Origin of the sequence: Micromonospora tarapacensis, assembly GCF_019697375.1 — a bacterium.
Taxonomy (GTDB): Bacteria; Actinomycetota; Actinomycetes; order Mycobacteriales; family Micromonosporaceae; genus Micromonospora; species Micromonospora tarapacensis.
This window is the reverse complement of record NZ_JAHCDI010000004.1, coordinates 1,631,950-1,650,575: the sequence shown is the minus strand read 5'-3', so window position 1 is coordinate 1,650,575 and position 18,626 is coordinate 1,631,950. Positions and strand designations below refer to the sequence as shown.

Annotated in this window: 15 protein-coding genes; 9 read left to right on the top strand and 6 right to left on the bottom strand. The window is 71.2% G+C overall.

The window, feature by feature from the left end; all coding sequences use genetic code 11:
* Positions 1-145 precede the first annotated feature (145 nt).
* Both KIF24_RS13385 and KIF24_RS13380 read right to left on the bottom strand, forming a co-directional pair.
* The gene (locus KIF24_RS13385; protein WP_221084322.1) at positions 146-2,953 is read right to left on the bottom strand and encodes an SNF2-related protein; all 2,808 of its coding nucleotides are present in this window, start codon (positions 2,951-2,953) and stop codon (positions 146-148) included.
* Between the two features lie 12 nt (positions 2,954-2,965).
* A complete protein-coding gene (locus KIF24_RS13380; protein WP_221084321.1) occupies positions 2,966-4,027 on the bottom strand; it encodes a serine/threonine-protein kinase in 1,062 nt (353 codons plus the stop codon).
* 331 nt (positions 4,028-4,358) lie between these two features.
* Between KIF24_RS13380 and KIF24_RS13375 the strand changes: the two genes are divergently transcribed.
* Genes KIF24_RS13375 through KIF24_RS13365 form a run of 3 tightly spaced genes read left to right on the top strand, consistent with a single transcriptional unit; the run spans position 4,359 to position 6,595 of the window.
* The gene (locus KIF24_RS13375; RefSeq protein WP_221084320.1) at positions 4,359-4,739 is read left to right on the top strand and encodes a hypothetical protein; all 381 of its coding nucleotides are present in this window, start codon (positions 4,359-4,361) and stop codon (positions 4,737-4,739) included.
* A gap of 4 nt (positions 4,740-4,743) precedes the next feature.
* Positions 4,744-6,114, top strand: a complete 1,371-nt coding sequence (locus KIF24_RS13370; protein ID WP_221084319.1) for a hypothetical protein — start codon at positions 4,744-4,746, stop codon at positions 6,112-6,114.
* Positions 6,107-6,595, top strand: a complete 489-nt coding sequence (locus KIF24_RS13365) for a hypothetical protein (protein WP_221084318.1) — start codon at positions 6,107-6,109, stop codon at positions 6,593-6,595. The genes KIF24_RS13370 and KIF24_RS13365 overlap by 8 nt, the downstream gene beginning before the upstream one ends.
* A gap of 458 nt (positions 6,596-7,053) precedes the next feature.
* Here the strand turns inward: KIF24_RS13365 and KIF24_RS13360 are convergent, their stop codons facing one another.
* On the bottom strand, positions 7,054-8,949 hold the full coding sequence (locus KIF24_RS13360; protein ID WP_331461113.1) for an N-6 DNA methylase: 1,896 nt from the start codon (positions 8,947-8,949) through the stop codon (positions 7,054-7,056).
* A gap of 105 nt (positions 8,950-9,054) precedes the next feature.
* Here KIF24_RS13360 and KIF24_RS13355 point away from each other — a divergent pair, with 105 nt between their 5' ends.
* From KIF24_RS13355 to KIF24_RS13330, 6 genes are all read left to right on the top strand, one after another.
* Complete coding sequence (locus KIF24_RS13355) at positions 9,055-9,585, top strand: DUF4352 domain-containing protein (RefSeq protein ID WP_221084316.1); 531 nt, start codon at positions 9,055-9,057, stop codon at positions 9,583-9,585.
* 71 nt (positions 9,586-9,656) lie between these two features.
* Positions 9,657-10,304 (top strand): hypothetical protein, encoded by a 648-nt coding sequence (locus KIF24_RS13350; protein ID WP_221084315.1) that lies wholly within the window; start codon positions 9,657-9,659, stop codon positions 10,302-10,304.
* A gap of 163 nt (positions 10,305-10,467) precedes the next feature.
* Positions 10,468-12,951: an AAA family ATPase gene (locus KIF24_RS13345; RefSeq protein ID WP_221084314.1), complete on the top strand. Its 2,484-nt coding sequence runs from the start codon at positions 10,468-10,470 to the stop codon at positions 12,949-12,951.
* A 58-nt stretch (positions 12,952-13,009) separates the two neighbouring features.
* The gene (locus KIF24_RS13340; protein ID WP_221084313.1) at positions 13,010-13,429 is read left to right on the top strand and encodes a hypothetical protein; all 420 of its coding nucleotides are present in this window, start codon (positions 13,010-13,012) and stop codon (positions 13,427-13,429) included.
* Positions 13,430-13,738: 309 nt separating this feature from the next.
* The gene (locus KIF24_RS13335) at positions 13,739-14,788 is read left to right on the top strand and encodes a PQQ-dependent sugar dehydrogenase (RefSeq protein WP_221084312.1); all 1,050 of its coding nucleotides are present in this window, start codon (positions 13,739-13,741) and stop codon (positions 14,786-14,788) included.
* A 19-nt stretch (positions 14,789-14,807) separates the two neighbouring features.
* Positions 14,808-15,797, top strand: a complete 990-nt coding sequence (locus tag KIF24_RS13330; RefSeq protein ID WP_221084311.1) for a sugar phosphate isomerase/epimerase family protein — start codon at positions 14,808-14,810, stop codon at positions 15,795-15,797.
* A 636-nt stretch (positions 15,798-16,433) separates the two neighbouring features.
* Here KIF24_RS13330 and KIF24_RS13325 read toward each other — a convergent pair.
* From KIF24_RS13325 to KIF24_RS13315, 3 genes are read right to left on the bottom strand one after another with little or no spacing between them, the layout of a single operon-like run.
* Positions 16,434-17,399, bottom strand: a complete 966-nt coding sequence (locus KIF24_RS13325) for a quinone oxidoreductase family protein (RefSeq protein WP_230415554.1) — start codon at positions 17,397-17,399, stop codon at positions 16,434-16,436.
* Entirely contained in the window at positions 17,399-17,758 is a 360-nt protein-coding gene (locus KIF24_RS13320; RefSeq protein WP_221084309.1) for a hypothetical protein, read from the bottom strand. Before KIF24_RS13320 ends, KIF24_RS13325 begins: the two co-directional genes overlap by 1 nt.
* The gene (locus KIF24_RS13315; protein WP_221084308.1) at positions 17,755-18,618 is read right to left on the bottom strand and encodes a DODA-type extradiol aromatic ring-opening family dioxygenase; all 864 of its coding nucleotides are present in this window, start codon (positions 18,616-18,618) and stop codon (positions 17,755-17,757) included. The genes KIF24_RS13320 and KIF24_RS13315 overlap by 4 nt, the downstream gene beginning before the upstream one ends.
* Positions 18,619-18,626 lie beyond the last annotated feature (8 nt).

Genomic DNA, 18,626 nt, shown 5'->3' with positions numbered 1-18,626 from the left:
GCTTCGCTGCGTGCCGTCATGAGGCACCACCACACTGAGCCTGATGATTCGCTCGCTACGCTCACTCATGCCGGCACTCCGCTTCGCTGCGTGCCGTCATGAGGCACCACCACACTGAGCCTGATGATTCGCTCGCTACGCTCACTCATGCCGGCACTCCGCTTCGCTGCGACGGTACGAGGACGGCGAGCACCCGCAGCAGCGGATCACCGGCGGTCTCCAGGCGGTCGAGCAGGTCGTGCTGCTCCCGGACGGTGGCGTCGACCCGTTGGCGTCGCCTCTCCCGGTGCGCGCCGGTCAGCTCGTCGACGAGGCTGGCCTGCTGGAAGGCGGCCAGCCGCTCCCGGTAGCGGCGCAGCGGCCCGGCGTTGGTCTCGGCCCACTCGGCACCCTTGTCACCGAGGTGCTGGCGGGCCACCTCGACGGCCGCCGGCAGCAGCGCCCGCAGTGGACCGACCGCGATGGGCTCGGCCCGGTTGACCATCGTGGGGCCGACGTTGGCCTCCCTCAGCACCTCGTCCATCGGCCGGATCGTCGGCGACCCGGGCAGCCCGGCGACGGCCATCCACTGCACGACCGTGGGCTGCCCGAGGCGGTTGGCGTAGACGCCCTGGATCAGGAACGTCGGCGCGGACACCTCGGCGGTCAGCACCGGGGCCTGCTGGCGACCCAGCCGGATCAGCACCTTGTCGACAAGCCAGTCGACCATCGGGTGCACGTCGCTGAGGAACGCGATCTCCGGCCACCTCGGGGTACGGCTCTGCCGGGCCTGGTCGAGCTTGCGCTGCGCGAGCGCCCGATCGAAGGTGACCTTCAGGCGCAGGTCCTCGCCCTCGCGGTGGGCACGCAGGTAGGAGCGGGGCAGGTCGGTGAGCCGGTGCACCAGGTCGTCGGGGGCGAGGAAGGTCAGCAGCTCGTCCTCACGACGCAGGTCGATGTGGTCCTCCGGCCGGTCCTGGTACACCTCGTTCAGGGCGGCGTCGACGAAATCCCGCGTCGAGTCGAAGAGCTTCGGCACCCGGGCGCGCGGCACGTCCGCCGTGACGGGTGCGCTGCCCACCTCTCCGAAGAGATCGGCCATCACGTCGATCTCGGCGTGGGCGCCCGCGTAGGACTCCTCCACCGTCCTGCCGGCCAGCAGGTCGCGGACCAACCGGTCCTCCTCGGCCTTCGCGTCGTAGCGACCCGTCACGGCCTCGACGCTGCCGAGGCTGCGGTGCGCGGTCTCCTCCCGGTCGAGCAGCTTCTCGGAGACCGCCCGGTCGTCCTTGGCGTCCTCACGGCCGGAGGTGAGGATCAGCGCGCGGAACTGCGGCCGGTGGCGCTGCCCGTAGCGGTCGACGCGGCCGTTGCGCTGCTCGATCCGGATCAGGCTCCACGGGATGTCGTAGTGGAACAGGTGGTGGCACTGCTGGTGCAGGTTGACGCCCTCGGAGACGACATCGCCGGTGAACAGCAACCGGACGTCGCTGCCGGCCAGCTCGAACTCCTGGAGGATCGTCTGCTCGTCGGCGTCGGCCACCCCGCCGTGCAGCACCCGGATCGCGGTCGGCTTCAGACCCAGCATGCCGGGAACCACCTCGGCGAGCCACTTGATCGTCGGTACCCGCTCGGAGAAGACCACGGCCCGGATGTCGCTGCCCCGCCCGACACCGATCCTCTTCAGCTCCTCGACCAGCCCGTGCAGCTTGCTGGAATCCCGGTCGGTCATCGCGGAGGTCAGCTCCGCGAGCCGGTCCAGCGCCGTCCGCTCGGTGCCGGTGGCCTTCCTGCGCCGGTTGGTCACCGTCTCGTGCAGCGCCCGGTGCGAGGACAGAAACGACTTCAACAGGGTGTACGGGAAGAGTCGGTGCTGCCCGGTGATCGCCTCGTCGGACCACTTGCCGGCCAGCCACACATCGGTCAGCTCGTCGAAGATCTGCTCCTCGACCGGGGTCGCCGTGCAGCGCACCGCCTCCGACGGGCCACGGTCGGCCCAGCGGTCGCCGATCTGGTCGCGTACCTCCGGGCTGATCTTCGTGCGGCGCAGGTAGAGGTGGGCGATGTCGCTGGCCTGGTAGTCCTTCTCGTTGGCGATCGCCGCCGGGTCGAGCAGCGAGATCAGCTGCGCGAAGGACTCCTTGTCGCCGTTGTGCGGGGTGGCGCTGGCCAGCAGCAGCGCGTCGGTCTTGGCGGCCAGCCGGCGGGCCAGCTCGTTGCGCTGGGTGCCCTTGTTGATCAGGTTGTGTGACTCGTCGATGACGACCGCGTCCCAGGTGGTGGCGTCGAGGTGGTGACCGAACTGCCCGGCGTCCTTGAGCGTGTCGACGGAGATGATGGCCCGCTTGAAGTAGGTGAACGGGTTCCGCCCGGCGGGGATCTCCTGCTGGATGCGCTGGATGCCGGTCGAGTCCAGCCGCACCAGCGGGATCGCGAAGCGGGTCCACAGCTCCCGCTGGAACTGCTCCAGCACCTGCTGCGGGGAGACCACCAGGATGCGCTCACCCCGCCCCCGGCGGATCAGCTCGGCCAGGATCAGCCCGACCTCCAGGGTCTTGCCCAGGCCCACCACGTCGGCGAGCAGGATCCGCGGCCGGAGGCCGGACAACGCCAGCTCGACGGGGCGCTGCTGGTAGGTCAGCGGGTCCAGCAGGAACCGGTCGGCCAGGGCCAGGCCCCGCTCGGTGCGCGGCAGCGGGGTGCGCCGCAGCACGGCCTCCAGGAACAGCCGGCTCTGCCGGAACCGCGACGACGTGTCCTGGACCAGCTCCGTCTCCTCGGGCACCAGCGGCGTGATGTCCTCCAGCGCGGTGAAGAAGGTCGCCGCGACGTCCTGCACGAACTCGGACACTCCGACCGCTTTGATCATGGTGCCGTCGGCGGTGCCGGTCTTGACGCTGCGGATCAGCCACTCCTCGTCCCGCACGACGATGCGGGAACCCGGGGCGAAGGTCGCGTCCTGGGGGGTGCTCATCGGTGGGCCCTCCTACAGGGTGGCGCGGCGGGCGTACTGACGGCGCAGCTTGTCGACCAGCCACCGCACGTCGACCCCGCTGGCGGCGGGTGCCTCGGGATCGACGTTCGTGGTGGCCGGTCCGGCGTCCAGGGCCGTCGGCTCGACCGCCGCCACCTGCTCCGGGTCCTGCCGGGGGTCGTCCAGATCCGGGGGCACCAGCAGCTCGGCGTCGCCCACGTAGGTGAGGGCGGCGACCTGTCGGCGCAGCTCCACCACGCTCGCGCCGCCGGCCGTGGTGGCCACGGTCAGCAGCCGTCGGCGCACGGTGTCGAGCCCGGGTCGGGCCGTCGGGTCGTGGGCGAGCATCGCGCCCAGCAGCGGCGCCAACTCCTCGGGTACGCCGCTGAGGTCGGGCAGGTCACCCGGCTCGGTGATGCGCAGCAGCAGATTCCAGGAGTTGCTCTGCGGGTAGAGGCCGTGCCCGGTGAGGGCGAAGACCAACGTCGCGGCGAGACCGTAGACGTCCACGGCGACGGTGAGGTCCCGCTCGCCGCGTACCTGCTCCGGCGACATGTAGGCCGGCGTACCCACCAGCGCGCCCGGCTCGGTCAGATAGTCGTGACGGTCGACGAGAACGGCGAGGCCGAAGTCGATGAGTTTGGGGCCGTCCGGGCCCAGAATGATGTTCTGCGGCTTGAGGTCGCGGTGCAGCAGACCCACCTGGTGCACGTTGGTCAGGCCCTCGGCCAGCATCGCGCCGACCATGGCGGCGTGCGGCGTCGACAGCGCCCCCCGGGCGTCGAGGTGCTGACGGAGGGTGGCGCCGGGCACGTACTCGACCGCCAGCCAGGCCGGATCGCCGAAGGGGTCGGCGTTCTCCAGCCGCGCCACCCGGGAGCCGTAGACGAGCTTGAGGCTCTCCACCTCAGCGGCGAACCGCTCCTGCATGGTCGGCGCCGCCAACAGATGCTTCTTGATCACCTTGACGGCGACCCGCTCCGCCGTCGGCGACACCGCGAACCACACGTCACCCATGCCGCCCGCGCCGAGCGGCTTGACCAGTTGGTAACCGCCAACGCTGCCCAGCGTCACCCATCCTCCTCACGATGCCCCACGATCCATCGCCGCCCGCCGGCTCCGGCCACCCACCGCGCGGGACGCATGACCGTACAACGAACAGCGATCCTCGGGCCAACAGCCGACCCGCCCGTTTCTCCTGGCCAGTTACGCTGGTTCTCCTGGCCGGTTACCGTGCCCGGCCACTGACCCGGCAGGGCGAGAGCCGATGCGCACGACCTGTCCGCCCGGTTGGACCCGCTCCGGCACGCCAGACTCGCGGTCATCCTCGTGCCACAACGTGCCGCAGTCGGATATCCGACGGTCAACCGTTCGGCCGCTGCTCCTTCACGCTCGTGGTGGCCGGTTGGCAGAATCGGGGTACGTCAGTGAAGACGGGGGCGACGACGTGTTGGACGGGTTCCAGGCCAACCCGACGTCCCTGACCGGGACGGCGGCGATCCTGCACGACCTGGCTCAGCAACTTCAGGCGGGTCAGGTCGACCTGTTCCTGCTCGACTGGGCCGCCGCCCCGGCCAGCCATCCCGACATGGCGCGGGCCATGCGCTCGTTCGCCGAATTCGCTCACGACCAGTACCAGGATGTGATCGCCCTGCTGGCGGCGTTGTCGACCCGGGTCGAATCCTCATCCGACGGCTACCAGCACACCGATGCAGCGATCGCTGCGGAGATGACCAGGTTCCTCACCGAGTCGACCTTCCAGCCCGCCGACCAGCGCCCAAATTGACGCCATGGCGTACCGGGATGCGGTGAAGTACATCGAGGAAATGAAGCCTGGGCACGTCAACGTCGTGGCACAGGAATGCCTGAACACCAGAGGAATCATCCGGGAGGCCCTGCCGGACCTCGACGGGCTGCGGGGTCGGACGGAGTGGGTCTCGGACGCGGCCGGCCTCTACGAGCAGCGTCTCCGGGAGACCATCGACCTGGTCGAGGGCCTGCATGACGGGTTCGAGAAGGCCGGCAGGGCCATTGCCGACTACGTGCGGGCACAGACGCGCGCCCAGGAATTGGTGGCCGACGGGATCACCGCGGAGGGCCAGCTGCGCGTGCTGATCGCGCCGATCGTGGCCACCCAGTCTCCGGTGGTGCGGATGTCCGACGCACTGCGCGCGTGGCACGACCTGCGCGCCACCACCGGCTTCACCGACTGGCTCATCGAGTTCGGTGCCCAGGATGAGATCGAGGAGGTACGCGCCGACGCCGATCGGCTGTGGCAGACCGCAACCGGCGCCTACGACGACGCGATCCGGATCGAGACCGACGCTCGCACCGAAGCGGTCGCCCAGCTCACCGCCGCCTACCGGCTACTACCCGACTTCCTGGCGAACTCCGAACTCAGCGCGAAGATCGTCAGCCAGACGCCCGGCCTCCGCGATGCCAGCGGGAAATACCACGTCGGCCCACCGACCGCTCCCGAACTGAGGTGGGACAACGACTTCCCGTACGACCCGAACGCCACCCCGACCCCCGCGGACTACGCCGGCTGGAACAAGTGGCAGGCCATCCTGCGGGGTGCTCAGGCAGCCCGCCCCGATCTCGACGACGCCCTCGCCCTGTATGCCCACTACCGCACCGGGTTGGGCACCGACATGCGTGTCGACTTCGAGGAGGGCTACCGGGAAGACCCCAACATTCGCCAGGCGGTGGACAACGAGATCGCGCTCGCGCAGCGGGAAGCGGAGCGGCTCTACCGGGAGACCGGGCAGACCGGCTTCCAGATGACCGGAGACCCGGCGATGGTCGACAGCATGGGCCTTTACCCGACCACGGAGAATTGGCAGAAGGCCCTCGGTGACTTCGCGATCTACGGTACGTCCGACGTGGTGGTCGACGGAGACCAGATCACGATGAAGATCAGAGTCCATGCCGAGGACGTGTACAACTTCAACCTCAACGCCGCCGACATCGCCACGGGTGAGCCCGACAACGACAACGGCCGCTTCTCGACCTTAGGGTGGGCCAAGGAGTTCCGTACCTACGGAGAGATGGAGCGCACCGTGACGTGGACCATCGGCGAGCCGCCCGACCTCGGCGGTGGCACCGGTCCCGAACGCAGCGCCCCAGGTGAGGACCGTGCGGACGGACGTTCCGATGGCTGACCGCCCTGCGGGGCTTCTCCTGGTGGCGGCCATTGCCGTGGCCCTCTCCGGCTGCGTCGACCGCGACGGGCAGCCGACAGAAAGGACCACCAGCGTGAGCCCTCCACCGGTACGGACCGATCGGGAACCGATCGCCAGTCGGTTCCCGAATCTCGGCGACTTCGTCGAGGTTCACTGGCAGGCGTCGACGGCCGGCACGGACGACCCCGGGGTGCCCGGACCGACCGACACCCGCATCGAGGCCGTCGTCGTACTACGGCCCGACACCCTGGCGGCGGCCCTGAAGCGTTACGAATGGAGCCCTGCGCCCGCGGGGTGGGCCGAACTGTTGAGCACCGGGCTACGACCCTTCCTGCCCGACGGCGGCACCTGGCACGCCAACGACCAGTACGCCGAGGACGTGCGGACCACGCACTACAACGGCCTCGTCTATCTCGACACCAGCACCGGAACAGTGATCCTCCGGGTCATCGACAGCTGACCGGCAAAATTCGAGCTGCCCGATGCCCCTGGTCGACGGCGACAAGTATCGAGGCGCGCCCGGCACGGGCACTCGACACGTCTTCCGCTACCCGCGACAAGCTGATTCATACTCCGGTAGGGCTCGGGTATGAGTCGGCGTGTGACGATCTCCGTTCCCGATGACGTGGCCGAGCAACTCGACGCGCTGCCCGCCCGGCAGGTGTCCGCGTACGTCACGAGGCGCTGCGCCGACGTCGAAACTCCGACGACGTGCGCGCCGCGCTGCGGGCCGCCGGACATGGCGAGTTCCCGTACGACCCGCTCGTGTGCCTGCTTCCCGGCCCGATCAGGTCCGGAAGATCCTCGGCGACGATTGGCCCATCATCGAGGTCTGACCTGGCTCTCAGCCGTTCCCGAAACATCGACCCACGCGCCTGCCGCGGCCCGGCGGCCGTCGGACATGGGCAATGGAAGTCATCAGTCGGTTGTGGCGCGCAGCGAGCCACGGGCCAACCCGTCGGCGGTGAGCTGGGCCAACTCGGCACCGAGAGCGGCGGCCTGGCCCAGTGCCGACTCGAAGGCAGCCAGTCGCCGGAACGCCTCGCCGTACGCCCGTTGCTCCTCCAGCGGCAGCCGGCGCACCAGTGCCCGCCGCACGTCGAAGCGCAGCGTGCCGGAGAGGCTGGAGGTCTGCCTCTCGTTGGCCGAGGTGCGCAGCTGCCCGGCCAGGAACCACGGATCCAGGGCGGCCGGGTTGGGGCGCAGCAGGTAGAGGTTGCGCCCGAGCAGGGCCCCGGCGGTGGTGACCACCCGGGCGGTGAGCGCGCGGGCGACCATGGGCACCACCACGTCCCCGACGGCCAGCACGATTCGCTGGCCGAGCCGGTCGTCGGCGGCCCCGGAGGCGTCGCCGCCGACGAGCACGTCGGAGACGGTCAGCACGGGTGCGCCGGCATCGTCGTCGTCGGCCGGGTCGGTGGCGGTGCGGACCGGACCGAGCAGGTGCAGCGCGCCGCTTCGGGCCAGCTCGTTGACCGTCATCAGCGGTGGGTTCGCCCCGTCGGGCGTGGGCTCGGCGTGCGGGATCAGCGCCGGCAGGGCGGCCACGACGGCGGCGAGGCGGTCGCGGGTGTGCAGCAGGTGCTCGTCGGTGCGCCCGTCGGCGGTGGTCGGCTGGCGGCGCGCGGGGGTCAGGTCGACGTCCTCGTCGAGCAGCTCGATCACGGGTACGGCGCGGGCGAAGCCCGCCTCCTCGACCTCCTCCCCGGCGGTGAACTTCTGCCAGGCGCTGAGGATCCGGTCGGGCAGGTCGTCTTCGGTGGCGTCGACGAGCAGCGCCCGCGCCGGTGCCGGCGCGTCGGGCGCGGGCCGTCGCAGGACCCACAGGTGCAGTGGTACGCCGTGCGGCGCGGCCACCCCGCTGGGCAGCGCGATGACGGCACGCAGCGCACCGCGGCGCAGCAGTTCGGCGCGGAAGCGGCGGCCGGCCCGGCGACCCGCCACGGTGGGCGGCATCAGCAGTACGGCGTACCCGCCGGGGCGCAGGTGGGCCAGGCAGTGCTGCACCCAGGCCAGTTCCGGTTCGGTGCGGGGTGGGACGCCGCCGTACTCCCAGCGGGGGTCGTAGCTGAGCTCCTCGCTGCCCCAGTTGGTGAGACCGAACGGTGGGTGGCAGACGACGGCGTCGACGGTCTGTCCGGGGTGCGCGTCGGCGCGCAGCGAGTCGCCGGGGCGGACGTCTCCGGGCACGTCGTGCAGGGCGAGCCAGAGGCCGGCCAGTCGCGCGAGATCGGGGTCGATCTCCTGCCCGTACGCCGTGGTGCAGCCGGCACGGACGGCGGCGCGCAGGGCGGCACCGGTGCCGGCCGCGGGGTCGAAGACGGTGCCGTCGCCGGCCGCCGCGAGCGCGGTCATCAGGTCGGCCAGCTGGTCGGGGGTGGACGCCGGGCGGCCGGCACCGGAGGTGGAGAAGCGTTGCCACAGCTCGTCGAAGGCGGCCGGTGGGCCGAGGGCCTCGGCGAGGGCGTCGACCTCCGGCAGCAGCGCCTTGAGGGGCGGCTCGGCCTGCTGCCGTGGCGGCCGGCCACCGCGCTGGCGGGCGAGTAGCCGGGCCCCGATGTCGGCCAGGGCGGCGGCGGGGTTCTCGGTGACGGCGGCGAGGTGCCGCCAGAGCCGGTCGGCCTGGGACACCTCGGGCAGCTTGCCCTGCGCGCGGAGCCACTGTTCGACGGCGATGAGGTCGAACTCGGGGCTGGCGGCCGTGCCTCCGACCGGCGTCGGGAAGGCGGGGTGACGCTTGCGCCAGTTGCTGACGGCGGCGCGGCCGACCCCGGCGAGCCGGGCGATCTCCGCCGCCGTGATGGTCGGGTTCACCTGCACCTCCAGAGTGTGTCACATCTGTCAACCATCATGTGCGTTGACATCGTTCACAAGCAGTGCTCTCATTGACGCCGCCACGCTCATATCAGGAGGACAATCATGCGCAAGATCGCGACCTTCGCCCTGCTCGCCACCGCTCTCGTCGCGCTGGGCTGCGGAGCCGGCTCGACCGACGACGCCGCCAGCAGCGCCAGCGGGGATGACAGCGCCAAGGGCGAGGACACGGCGAAGACCGCCAAGATCGGCGAGTCCGTCCGGGACGGCAAGTTCGAGTTCACCGTCAAGTCGTCCAAGTGCGGCGTGAAGAAGGTCGGCAGCGACCTGCTGGGGGCCAAGGCCCAGGGCCAGTTCTGCCTGATCACGATGAACGTGAAGAACATCGGCAAGGAGGCTCAGCTGCTCGACGGCAGCAGCCAGAAGGCGTACGCGGCCGACGGCACCGAGTACTCGTCCGACACCGAGGCGGGTCTTTACGCCAACGAGGACGGCAACACCTTCTTCGAGGAGATCAACCCCGGCAACCAGGTCACCGGCGTGTTCGTCTTCGACATCCCGAAGGGCGTCAAGCTCACCAAGCTCGAACTGCACGACTCCGCCTTCTCCGGCGGCGTCGACGTCGCCCTGCGCTGACCCCACCCGGGGCGGGCGAAACCCCGCCCGCCCCGGCCGTTCACAGCTCCCTCCCATGGCAGGAGTACGTGATGACCGAGCCGACCTCCCCCGCCCCGCCTCCCGTGGCCACCGCCCCGCCGACCGCACGCTCCAACGTCAAGGCCTGGATCGTCGGTGGCGTCGTCCTCGTCATCGCCCTCTGCTGTGGTGGAGTCGGCATCGCCGCCCTGATCGGTGGCGATGGCGGTGATCCCACCGCAGTCGCCAGCCCCACCCCGGCCAGGCCGGCCAGCCCGGCCACCACGCCAAGCACCGCCGACCCCACGACCGCAGCCCCCGCCACCACCGTCCCGTCCCCGACGAGGACCACGCCTGCGCCGAGACCAAAGGCACCGTCCTACAGGACGTTGAGCGAGCGGCAGTGGAAGCTGGTCGCCAAGAACCCAGATGCGCACATCGGCAAGACCTACGTGGTCTTCGGCAAGGTGACGCAGTTCGACGCCGCCACCGGCGTCGACACGTTCCGCGCCGATGTCGCTCACCGACGGATGGCCTCGGAGTACGACTACGAGACGAACACGTTGCTCTCCGGCGACGCCGACGAACTCGAAGACGTGGTCGAGGACGACATCTTCCGGGCCGACGTCACGGTGCTCGGCTCGTTCAGCTACGACACCCAGATCGGTGGCGAGACGACCGTGCCGTTGCTCAGCATCGACTCCATCAAGATCCTCTGAAAACTGGCCGCGGACCCGACGCCGGAGGGCCTGAACCTTGCGCACCGCGCCGGCCTGATCCGGCCACGCCATCAGCTCGACAGGTTCCCCGCACCCGTTCCCTCTGCCCGCCGCCGGGCCGGCACCCCGCCGGCCCGCGCAGACCACGCGCCTGGAGACGACCATGCCGATCCCCCGTCAGCCCACAGCCGTGCCGCAGCCCTCCGGCGAGCGGCGCAGCGAACCCCTCGTCGAGCTGATCTTCGACCGGCTCGCCGCCGACCACGTACCCGACGACACCGCCGAGTTGATCCTCGCCGCGCTGGGCGGGGCCGACGACCTGGCTGCCGCACTGGACGGCGGGAAGACCAGTCTCATGCCGGGCACCTCCACCGGAGGCGGGCCGCCGGCGCGGGTCTGGCTCGACTCGGTGACCGTCGCCGGGTTCCGGGGCGTCGGCCCGGAACGCACGCTGCGGATCAGCCCCGGGCCGGGCATCACACTGGTGGTCGGCCGCAACGGCTCGGGCAAGTCGAGTTTCGCCGAGGCCGTCGAACTGGCGTTGACCGGCGACAGCGCCCGGTGGGCGGACCGCAACAGCGTCTGGCGGACCGGATGGCGCAACCTGCACCACCCCGACCCGTGCTGGATCGAGGTGCGGCTGCGGGTCGACGGCGTGGCGAAGCCGGTGACGGTGACCCGTTCGTGGCCGAACGGCGCGGCCCTGGCCGATGCGGAGGTCACGGTAACCAGCGACCAGGGCCGGCACGGCGACCTCACCGGGCTGGGGCTGCTCCGCCCGCTGGAGCTGTACCGTCCGTTCCTCACCGCCGCCGAGTTGGGGCGACTCACCGCCGGCACGCAGAGCCAGCTCTTCGACGCCATCGCCGCGATCCTCGGCCTGGAGGCGGTCACCGAGGCCGACCGGCGACTGATGGCCGCCGCCCGGCCCGTCGAGACGACCCTCAAGGAGGTACGCGCGCAGCGCGCCACCCTCGCCACCGACCTGGCCGACATCGCCGACGACCGGGCACGGCGAGCCGCCGACCTGCTCGGCGGCCGTGGCACCGTGGACCTCGCGGCGCTGACCGCGATCCTCGACGAGCCGGACGAGGTGACCGTCGACGGCCCGCTGCTGCTCTGCCGCAGTCTGGTCACGATGAGCCTGCCGGCACCGGACGAGGTGCGGCGGCTGGTCGCGCAGCTGCCTGACGCGGCTGCGGAGGCGCAGCGACGCGACGACGGCCGGTCCCGGGCGGCACTGCGCAGCGCCGAGCTGCTCCGGCTCGCCATCGAGCAGCACGAGGAGCTGGGCGACGGCCCCTGCCCGGTCTGCGCGGCCGGCGCCCTCGACGAGCGTTGGCGTACCGACGCGGCGGCCTCGCTGGCCCGGTTGCGCGACCGGAGTCTCGCCGCCCAGACGGCGTCCGCCCGGCTGAGCACGCTGCTGCGGCAGGTCCACCACCTGCTCGACGGTCTCGTCGTGCCCGAGGGTGACGCACCCGAGGTGCCGCTGGACGGGCTGCGCGCGGCGGTGGCGGCGCTGCGGGCCGCGCCGGGCGACCCGGACCAGCTCGCCAAGCACCTGGGCGAGCGGTACCCGGCGGTGGTGGCGGCGGCCCAGGAAGCCCGCGCCCACGCCGAGGGTTTCCTGCGGCAACGGGGCAGCGGCTGGCGGCGCGCGGCCGGCAGGCTGCGGGACTGGATCGAGGCGGCGGCCCGGCTGCCGCAGCGGGAAACGACACTGGCCCGGTTGAAGGCGGCCCGGGGTTGGCTGAAGACCACCGCGGCGGACCTGCGCAACGAACGGGTCGCCCCGTTCGCGGCCCACTCCCAGCGGATCTGGGCGCAGCTGCGGCAGGAGAGCAATGTCGAGCTGGGCGCGATGACCCTGGACGGCACGAACACCCGGCGGCGGGTGGTCTTCCCGGTGAGCGTGGACGGCGCCGACAACGGCACCGCTCTCGGGGTGATGAGCCAGGGCGAGATGCACGCCCTGGGGCTGGCCACGTTCCTGCCGCGCGGCTGCGCTCCGGAGAGTCCGTTCCGGTTCGTCGTCGTCGACGACCCGGTGCAGAGCATGGACCCGGCCAAGGTCGACGGGCTGGCCCGGGTCCTCGCCGAGCTTGCCGAGCAGCGGCAGGTGGTGGTCTTCACGCACGACACGCGGCTGCCCGACGCGGTCGCCCGGCTCGGACTCGGCGACGCACGGATCGTCGAGGTGCACCGTGCGGAGCGGTCGGTGGTGACGTTGCGGCCCGGCTCCGACCCGGTCAGCCGCCATCTCGACGACGCGTACGCGCTGGCGCGCAACGACGACATCGCCACCGAGGTGCGTGGGCCGGTCGTGGCGGAGCTGTGCCGGTCGGCGATCGAGGCGGCCTGCCATCGGGCCGTATGGCGGCAGCAGGTGGCGCGCGGAACACCGCACGACCGCGTCGAGGCGGCCATCATGGACGCCTCCCGGCGCCTGGCCACCCTCGTCGCGCTGGCGCTGTTCGACGACGCCGATCGGGGCGGTGACGTGCTCGGTCACCTGGTCCGTCGACATGGGAAGCGGGCGGTGGACGCGTACAAGGCGTGCAAGGAGGGTGTACACGGGACGTACCCGGGGGATCTGCCCGGCCTGGTTTCCGACGCCCGCCACCTCGCGCAGGCCCTGTCGTGACCGCCCGTGTCGGGGCGACCCCGCCGACCCCCACCGCTGCCTCGCGGCGGCCGACCAGTTGCTGCGCGGAGCCGGCCCGCTCGGCACGGCGGCGGTCACCGCGGGCTGGTGGCCGCGGGCCTGTGCCTGCCTCGTCCGCCTCGCCCTTGAGGGCGGCATCGACGCGTACTGGCGGCGGGTGAAGCCGTCGGTGGCCGCCTGCCGGCAGGGCCGGGCGAAGCAGCTGATGCTGCGTGGCCGGCTCGGGCCCGGCGGCGAGGTCGCCCGCCGTGTCGCGCTCGCCTGGGCAACCCTCTCGACCGCCACCCACCACCACTGCTATGAGCTCGCTCCCACCGCCACCGAGCTGCGCCGCCTGCACGGCGAGGTGAGCATCCTACTCACCCGGCTCGGCGTGACCGGGGATGGTTTTACCGGCACGAATGAGTCTTTCGCTGTCCTGACGAAAAGTTCGCGCCAGGGCCGGCGGAACCCATAGACACATCGACAACACTTTTGTTAACTTCAGCCGGGATGTTGCGTCGAGGTGAACCGACACGGGGACCAGCGCCTCGACCGTGACCCTACCGACAGCCGCCCTCACCTACCCGATCCTTCGCCCGCGTCGCCGAACATCGGCGACGACGGGCTGCTCGGTGCTGCCCGACACCATCCCCAGGAGGATTCACCGCTACGTCCCCGACCTGCCCCGACCCGTCCTCACCAAGGAGAGGCAGTTGAAGAGACGACTCGCGCTCGCCGTGGCGGGCCTGACGACCATCGCGCTGTCGCCCCACCCGCCACCTCGATGGCCGCGCCGGCCAACCCGACGGCCAGGCCCGGCACGACCAGCCCTCCACCGGAGACGGCCTTCCAGAAGGTCACCCTCAACGACCGGCCCGGCGAGCCGATGGACCTCGCCGTGCTGCCCGACGGCCGGGTGCTGCACGTGACCCGGGCCGGCGAGGTCTGGCTGCACGACCCCGACACCGGCCGCAACACGATCGCCGCCACCCTCGACGTCTATCTGTACTACTCGCCGCCGATGGACACCCCGGTCGACGACCCGTCCACCCCCGACGTCAACGAGGGTGACGCGCCGGCCTGGGGCACCGAGGAGGAACTGGCGCCCTTCGAGGGTGTCATCCGGCTGTCCCGGTTCCGCCTGGTCAGGGACAGGCTGGTGCTCTCCACCGAGCAGCGGATCCTCGACGTGCCCGTCGACCGGGGCATCTGCTGCCACGTCGGCGGGGACATCGTCTTCGACGCCAAGGGCAACCTGGACCTGCCTGGAGTTCGGCCCGAACGGCGCGCTCTACGTGCTGGAGTACGGCGACGGCTTCTTCAGCGAGAACCCGGAGGCGCAGGTCGCCCGGATCGACCACATCGGCTGGGACGGCAACCACAGCCCGGTGCCCCAGGTCTCGGCCGCGCCGACCGCCGGCCTCGCGCCGCTGACCGTCGAGTTCTCCAGCGACGGCACCAGCGACCCGGACGGCGACCGGCTCCGATCGTGGTCGGCAACGCCGTGCCGGTGGTGGAACTGGTCGCGCCGGTCGAGGGCCAGCCCTTCGCCTTCGGCGACACGGTGCAGTTCGAGGTGCAGGTCACCGACGACCAGGCGGTGGACTGCGCCCGGGTCGGCGTGACCTACGTGCTGGGCCACGACGACCACGGCCACCCTCAGACCACCGCCAACGGCTGCACCGGCTCGATCCTGACGACCGTGCCCTCCGGCCACGACCCGGAGACCGACAACCTGTCCGCCGTGTTCGTCGCGTCCTGCACCGACGCCGGTGGTGACGGCCTGCCCGCACTCACCGGCACCGACCAGGTCGTGCTGGTTCCCGGCGTGTAGATCCACGAAAGGAGTCATCATGTGTTACGGCTACGACGGAATGGCCGCGCTGCGGCGCTCCGTCATCGACCGGCGGGGTCTGCTGCGCGGCTCGATGGCCGCGGTGGCCGGTGTCGGCCTCGCGACGGGAGTCGGCGCCACTGCGGCTGCCGCCGGCCCGGGGCACGGCCACGGCCACGGCCACGGTCCAGGGCACGGCCACGGCCCGGGTCATGCCAGGCGGCGGGTGCCGCCGGGCCTGATCAGCATCCAGCTGTGGACGGTCCGGGACGCGTTGAACGGCGAGCCGGGGTACGACGCCACCCTGCGGCACCTCGCCCGGATCGGCTACCCGAAGGTGGAACTGGCGCTCGGCTACTTCGGGCGCAACGCCGCCCAGTTGCGTCGCTTCCTGGACAGCATCCGCGTCAAGGCCAGCTCCAGCCACGACGGGATCAGCGCCGATCCCGCCGCCCTGCAGGAGAAGATCCACAACGCGGTCACCCTGGGCCAGAAGTTCATGGTGGTGCCATACCTCAACTCCCAGAACGCCGACGACTGGAAACGCTGGGCGGAGCAGATGAACGTCGAGGCCGCCGCGGCGGCCCGGGCCGGCCTGCGGTACGGCTACCACAACCACGCCCACGAGTTCACCATCGACCTGGGCGGTGGCCGTACCCCGTGGGACGTGCTGACCGAGGAACTGGATCCCCGGCTCGTCCATCTGGAGATCGACATCTACTGGGCGGTCACCGGCGGCATCAACTCCGGTGACGGGGTGGCCGACCCCGAGGGCTTCACCCTGGACGTCATCCGCTCCGCGCCGCAACGGGTGCTGCAGTACCACGTCAAGGACCGGCACGCCGCCGACGGCGACATGGCCGACCTGGGCACCGGGATGATCGATTTCGCGCGGATCTTCCGGAAGCACCCGGTGCTGGAATACATCGTGGAGAACGACACCCCCGACGTGACGCCCCAGCAGACCGCCGCGGTCGGCTACCACTACCTGCGCAACCTACGGTACTGACGATCCCGCTGCGGAGTCTGGCCAGTCGGGGCACCACGCCGAGCACGGTCGGCGTGGTGCCCCGACGACCCGGGCCAACCGCTGCCGGGCTATCGTGGCGGAACCAGGGCCGGGACAGGGCGCTGAGAAGAGCAATCTTGACGGCTTGCCGGGTCGGGTGGGCGCCGAGCCGAGCCGTGTTGCGGGACTTACCTGCTCCGGCGGGGGGAGCTGACGAAGTCTAGCGACTTCTGACAGCCAGTCGTGCCCGATGCGACACTGCTCAACCCGTCCGATCTCGGTGGCACGCCGACAGGTCAGCGGCAAGGTCCCGGCCAAGCCGCGCCGCCACCATCCGCCACCCACCACGTCCGGCTCCGCGCGTTTCCGACCACGGGTAACCGTCACGCACCGTATTCAAGCCGCGCCCCCGTCGGACACATACGGTCCACGCTTTGCTCTGCTTCAACCCACGCAACCCCCTCGCGAGCAGCGACGACGCAACCGGAAGCGGGAGGGTTACCGCGACACGGCAGTCACACGAAGTGACTGTTGCGTATGGTGAAGCAGAGCAAAGGGCGCACAGGCGAGGGTGGCGGGCGGGCCAGCCGATACGAAGCGTCACGGCCAGTCGAGAGCGGCAACGGGGGCAGCGGCTCAGTGCCTCGGCATGGTCAGCACGATCCGGCCGGCCGCCCGACCGGTTGCCTGTCGGGTCCACGCGTCAGCGACGTCGGCCAGTGGCACGGTCTCGTGGGTCGCGGCGAGCCGACCGGCGGCGACGTGGTCGGCGATCTCCCGAATCGCCCGCGCGCGTTGCACCGGGTCCAGTTCGTTGTTGGTGTAGCCGAGGATGCGCAGCGAGCGGCTGCGCAGCGTCGCGGAGTCGAACGGCGCCTGTTCGCCGGCCGAGCTGCCGAGATTGACCAACCGGCCGTACGGGGCGAGGGTGCGCAGCGCCGCGGCGGCCGGCACCCCGAACAGCGGGTCGAGCACGAGGTCGGCCGGCCCGTCGCAGGCGGCCGTGAGCCGGGCGGCGAGGTCGTCGACGGTGTCGGTGTCGGCGAGCGCGACCACCGCGTCGGCACCCAGCACGCGGGCCCGTTCCTGGGCGGCGGTCGACCGGGCGGCGGCGACGACCCGCCGGGCACCGCGCAGCCGGGCCAGCTGCACGGCGGCCTGACCGACGACGCCGCCGGCACCGAGGACCACCACCTGCTCCCCCGGGCTCAGCTCGCCGCGCCAGGTCAGCGCCATCAGGGCGGCCACCGCGGAGAGCCCGAGGGCCGCCACGAGGGTGTCGACGCCGTCGGGCAGGGCGACCACATCGGCGTACGGCACGACGCAGTGCTCGGCCATGCTGCCGTCGCCGGGGCGCATCCCGGCCCCCGTGGCGAACCACACCGGCGTGCCGTCGTCGAGGTGGCCGACGCCCTGCACGCCCGGCACATAGGGGGTGGCGGGCGTGCCGAAGTACGACGTGCCGGTCGCGCAGAGCACGTCCAGCGGGGTGATCGGGGTGGCGGCCACCCGGACCCGGACCTGCCCGTCGCCGGCCCGTGGCAGTTCGCGGCGGGCGACGACGGGCGGTTCGCCGCAGGCGGCGATGAGGGCGGCGTCCATCACGTCGCGATGTCCGGATAGGGCAGCGAGAAGTGCGCCAGCCGGCGGGCGTACTCCTTCTGGAAGCCCAGCGGTTCGTGGTCGCGTTCGAACATGGCGATGAACAGCGTCAGGGTGAGGAACGGGTGGGCGCCCAACTCGAACAGTCGGACGTAGTCGTGGTCGGCCAGGGCCTCCCGCTCGGCGTCGGCGAACCGCAGCCAGGTGCTGGCCTCGGGGAGGTGGCAGTTGAGGATCTGGTTGGCCCGTTCGGCCTCCCACCAGGTCACCGTGCCGCGCGGGTCGTCGCGGTAACGCTGCACCAGCGCGGGATCACGGTCGACGGTGTAGAGGAACTTGTTCAACAGGTATCTGCTCACGCCGGCGCTCCGTTCGGGTACCAGGTGAAGTACGCCTCCATGGTATGGAAAAGGTCGAGCGTGTCGACGTAATCGGCCTTAACGCCCTCCCCCGCGACGCCCATCATCAGCATGAAGTCCATGAAGCCGTGGGTGGCGTTGCCGGGGGCGTGCAGGCTGTCCAGCGTCACCTCGGACAGGCAGCCCTCCAGGTCACCGTCGGCGATCCAGCCCACCGCCCGGCGGTCGAACTCCGGGTCGGGGCCGTGCTCGCCGAACTGCCGCGGCCCGCCCAGCTCCAGTGACAGGTGTCCGGTGCCGATGACGGCGACCCGCTGGTCGCCTGGCCAGGACTCGACCAGTTCGCGGATGGTCCTCCCCAGCTGCACGAAGCGTTTCGGCTGTGGCAGTGGCGGGGCGAAGATGTTGGTGTAGACCGGCACGATCGGCAGGTCGGCCTCGGGCCGCAGGGTGATGATCGGGCAGGTGATGCTGTGGTCGATGCGCAGTTCGTTGCTGTACGCGAGGTCGAACCCGGCGTCGAGGCCCTCCCGCAGCAGGTACGCCGACAGGTCCTCCTGGCCCCGCAGCAGCATCCTCGGCAGGCCGAACTCGCGCTCCTCGTTGTACCAGTTGGCGTCGTAGAACGGCGCCTTGCCGATCAGGAACTGCGGCATGTTGTCCAGCCACAACTGGTGGAAGTGGTCGGAACCGACCATCACCAGCACGTCCGGCCTGGCCCGGGTCAGCGTCTGCCGGAACGCGGTTATCTTGCGTACCCACTCGTCGGCGAACGGCGGCCGGTCCTCGCCCAGAGCGGTGCTGGCCCGGTAGTAGAAGGGGTGGTGGGTGGAGGCGATGACCGCGACCAGTTTGGCCATGGACGGCT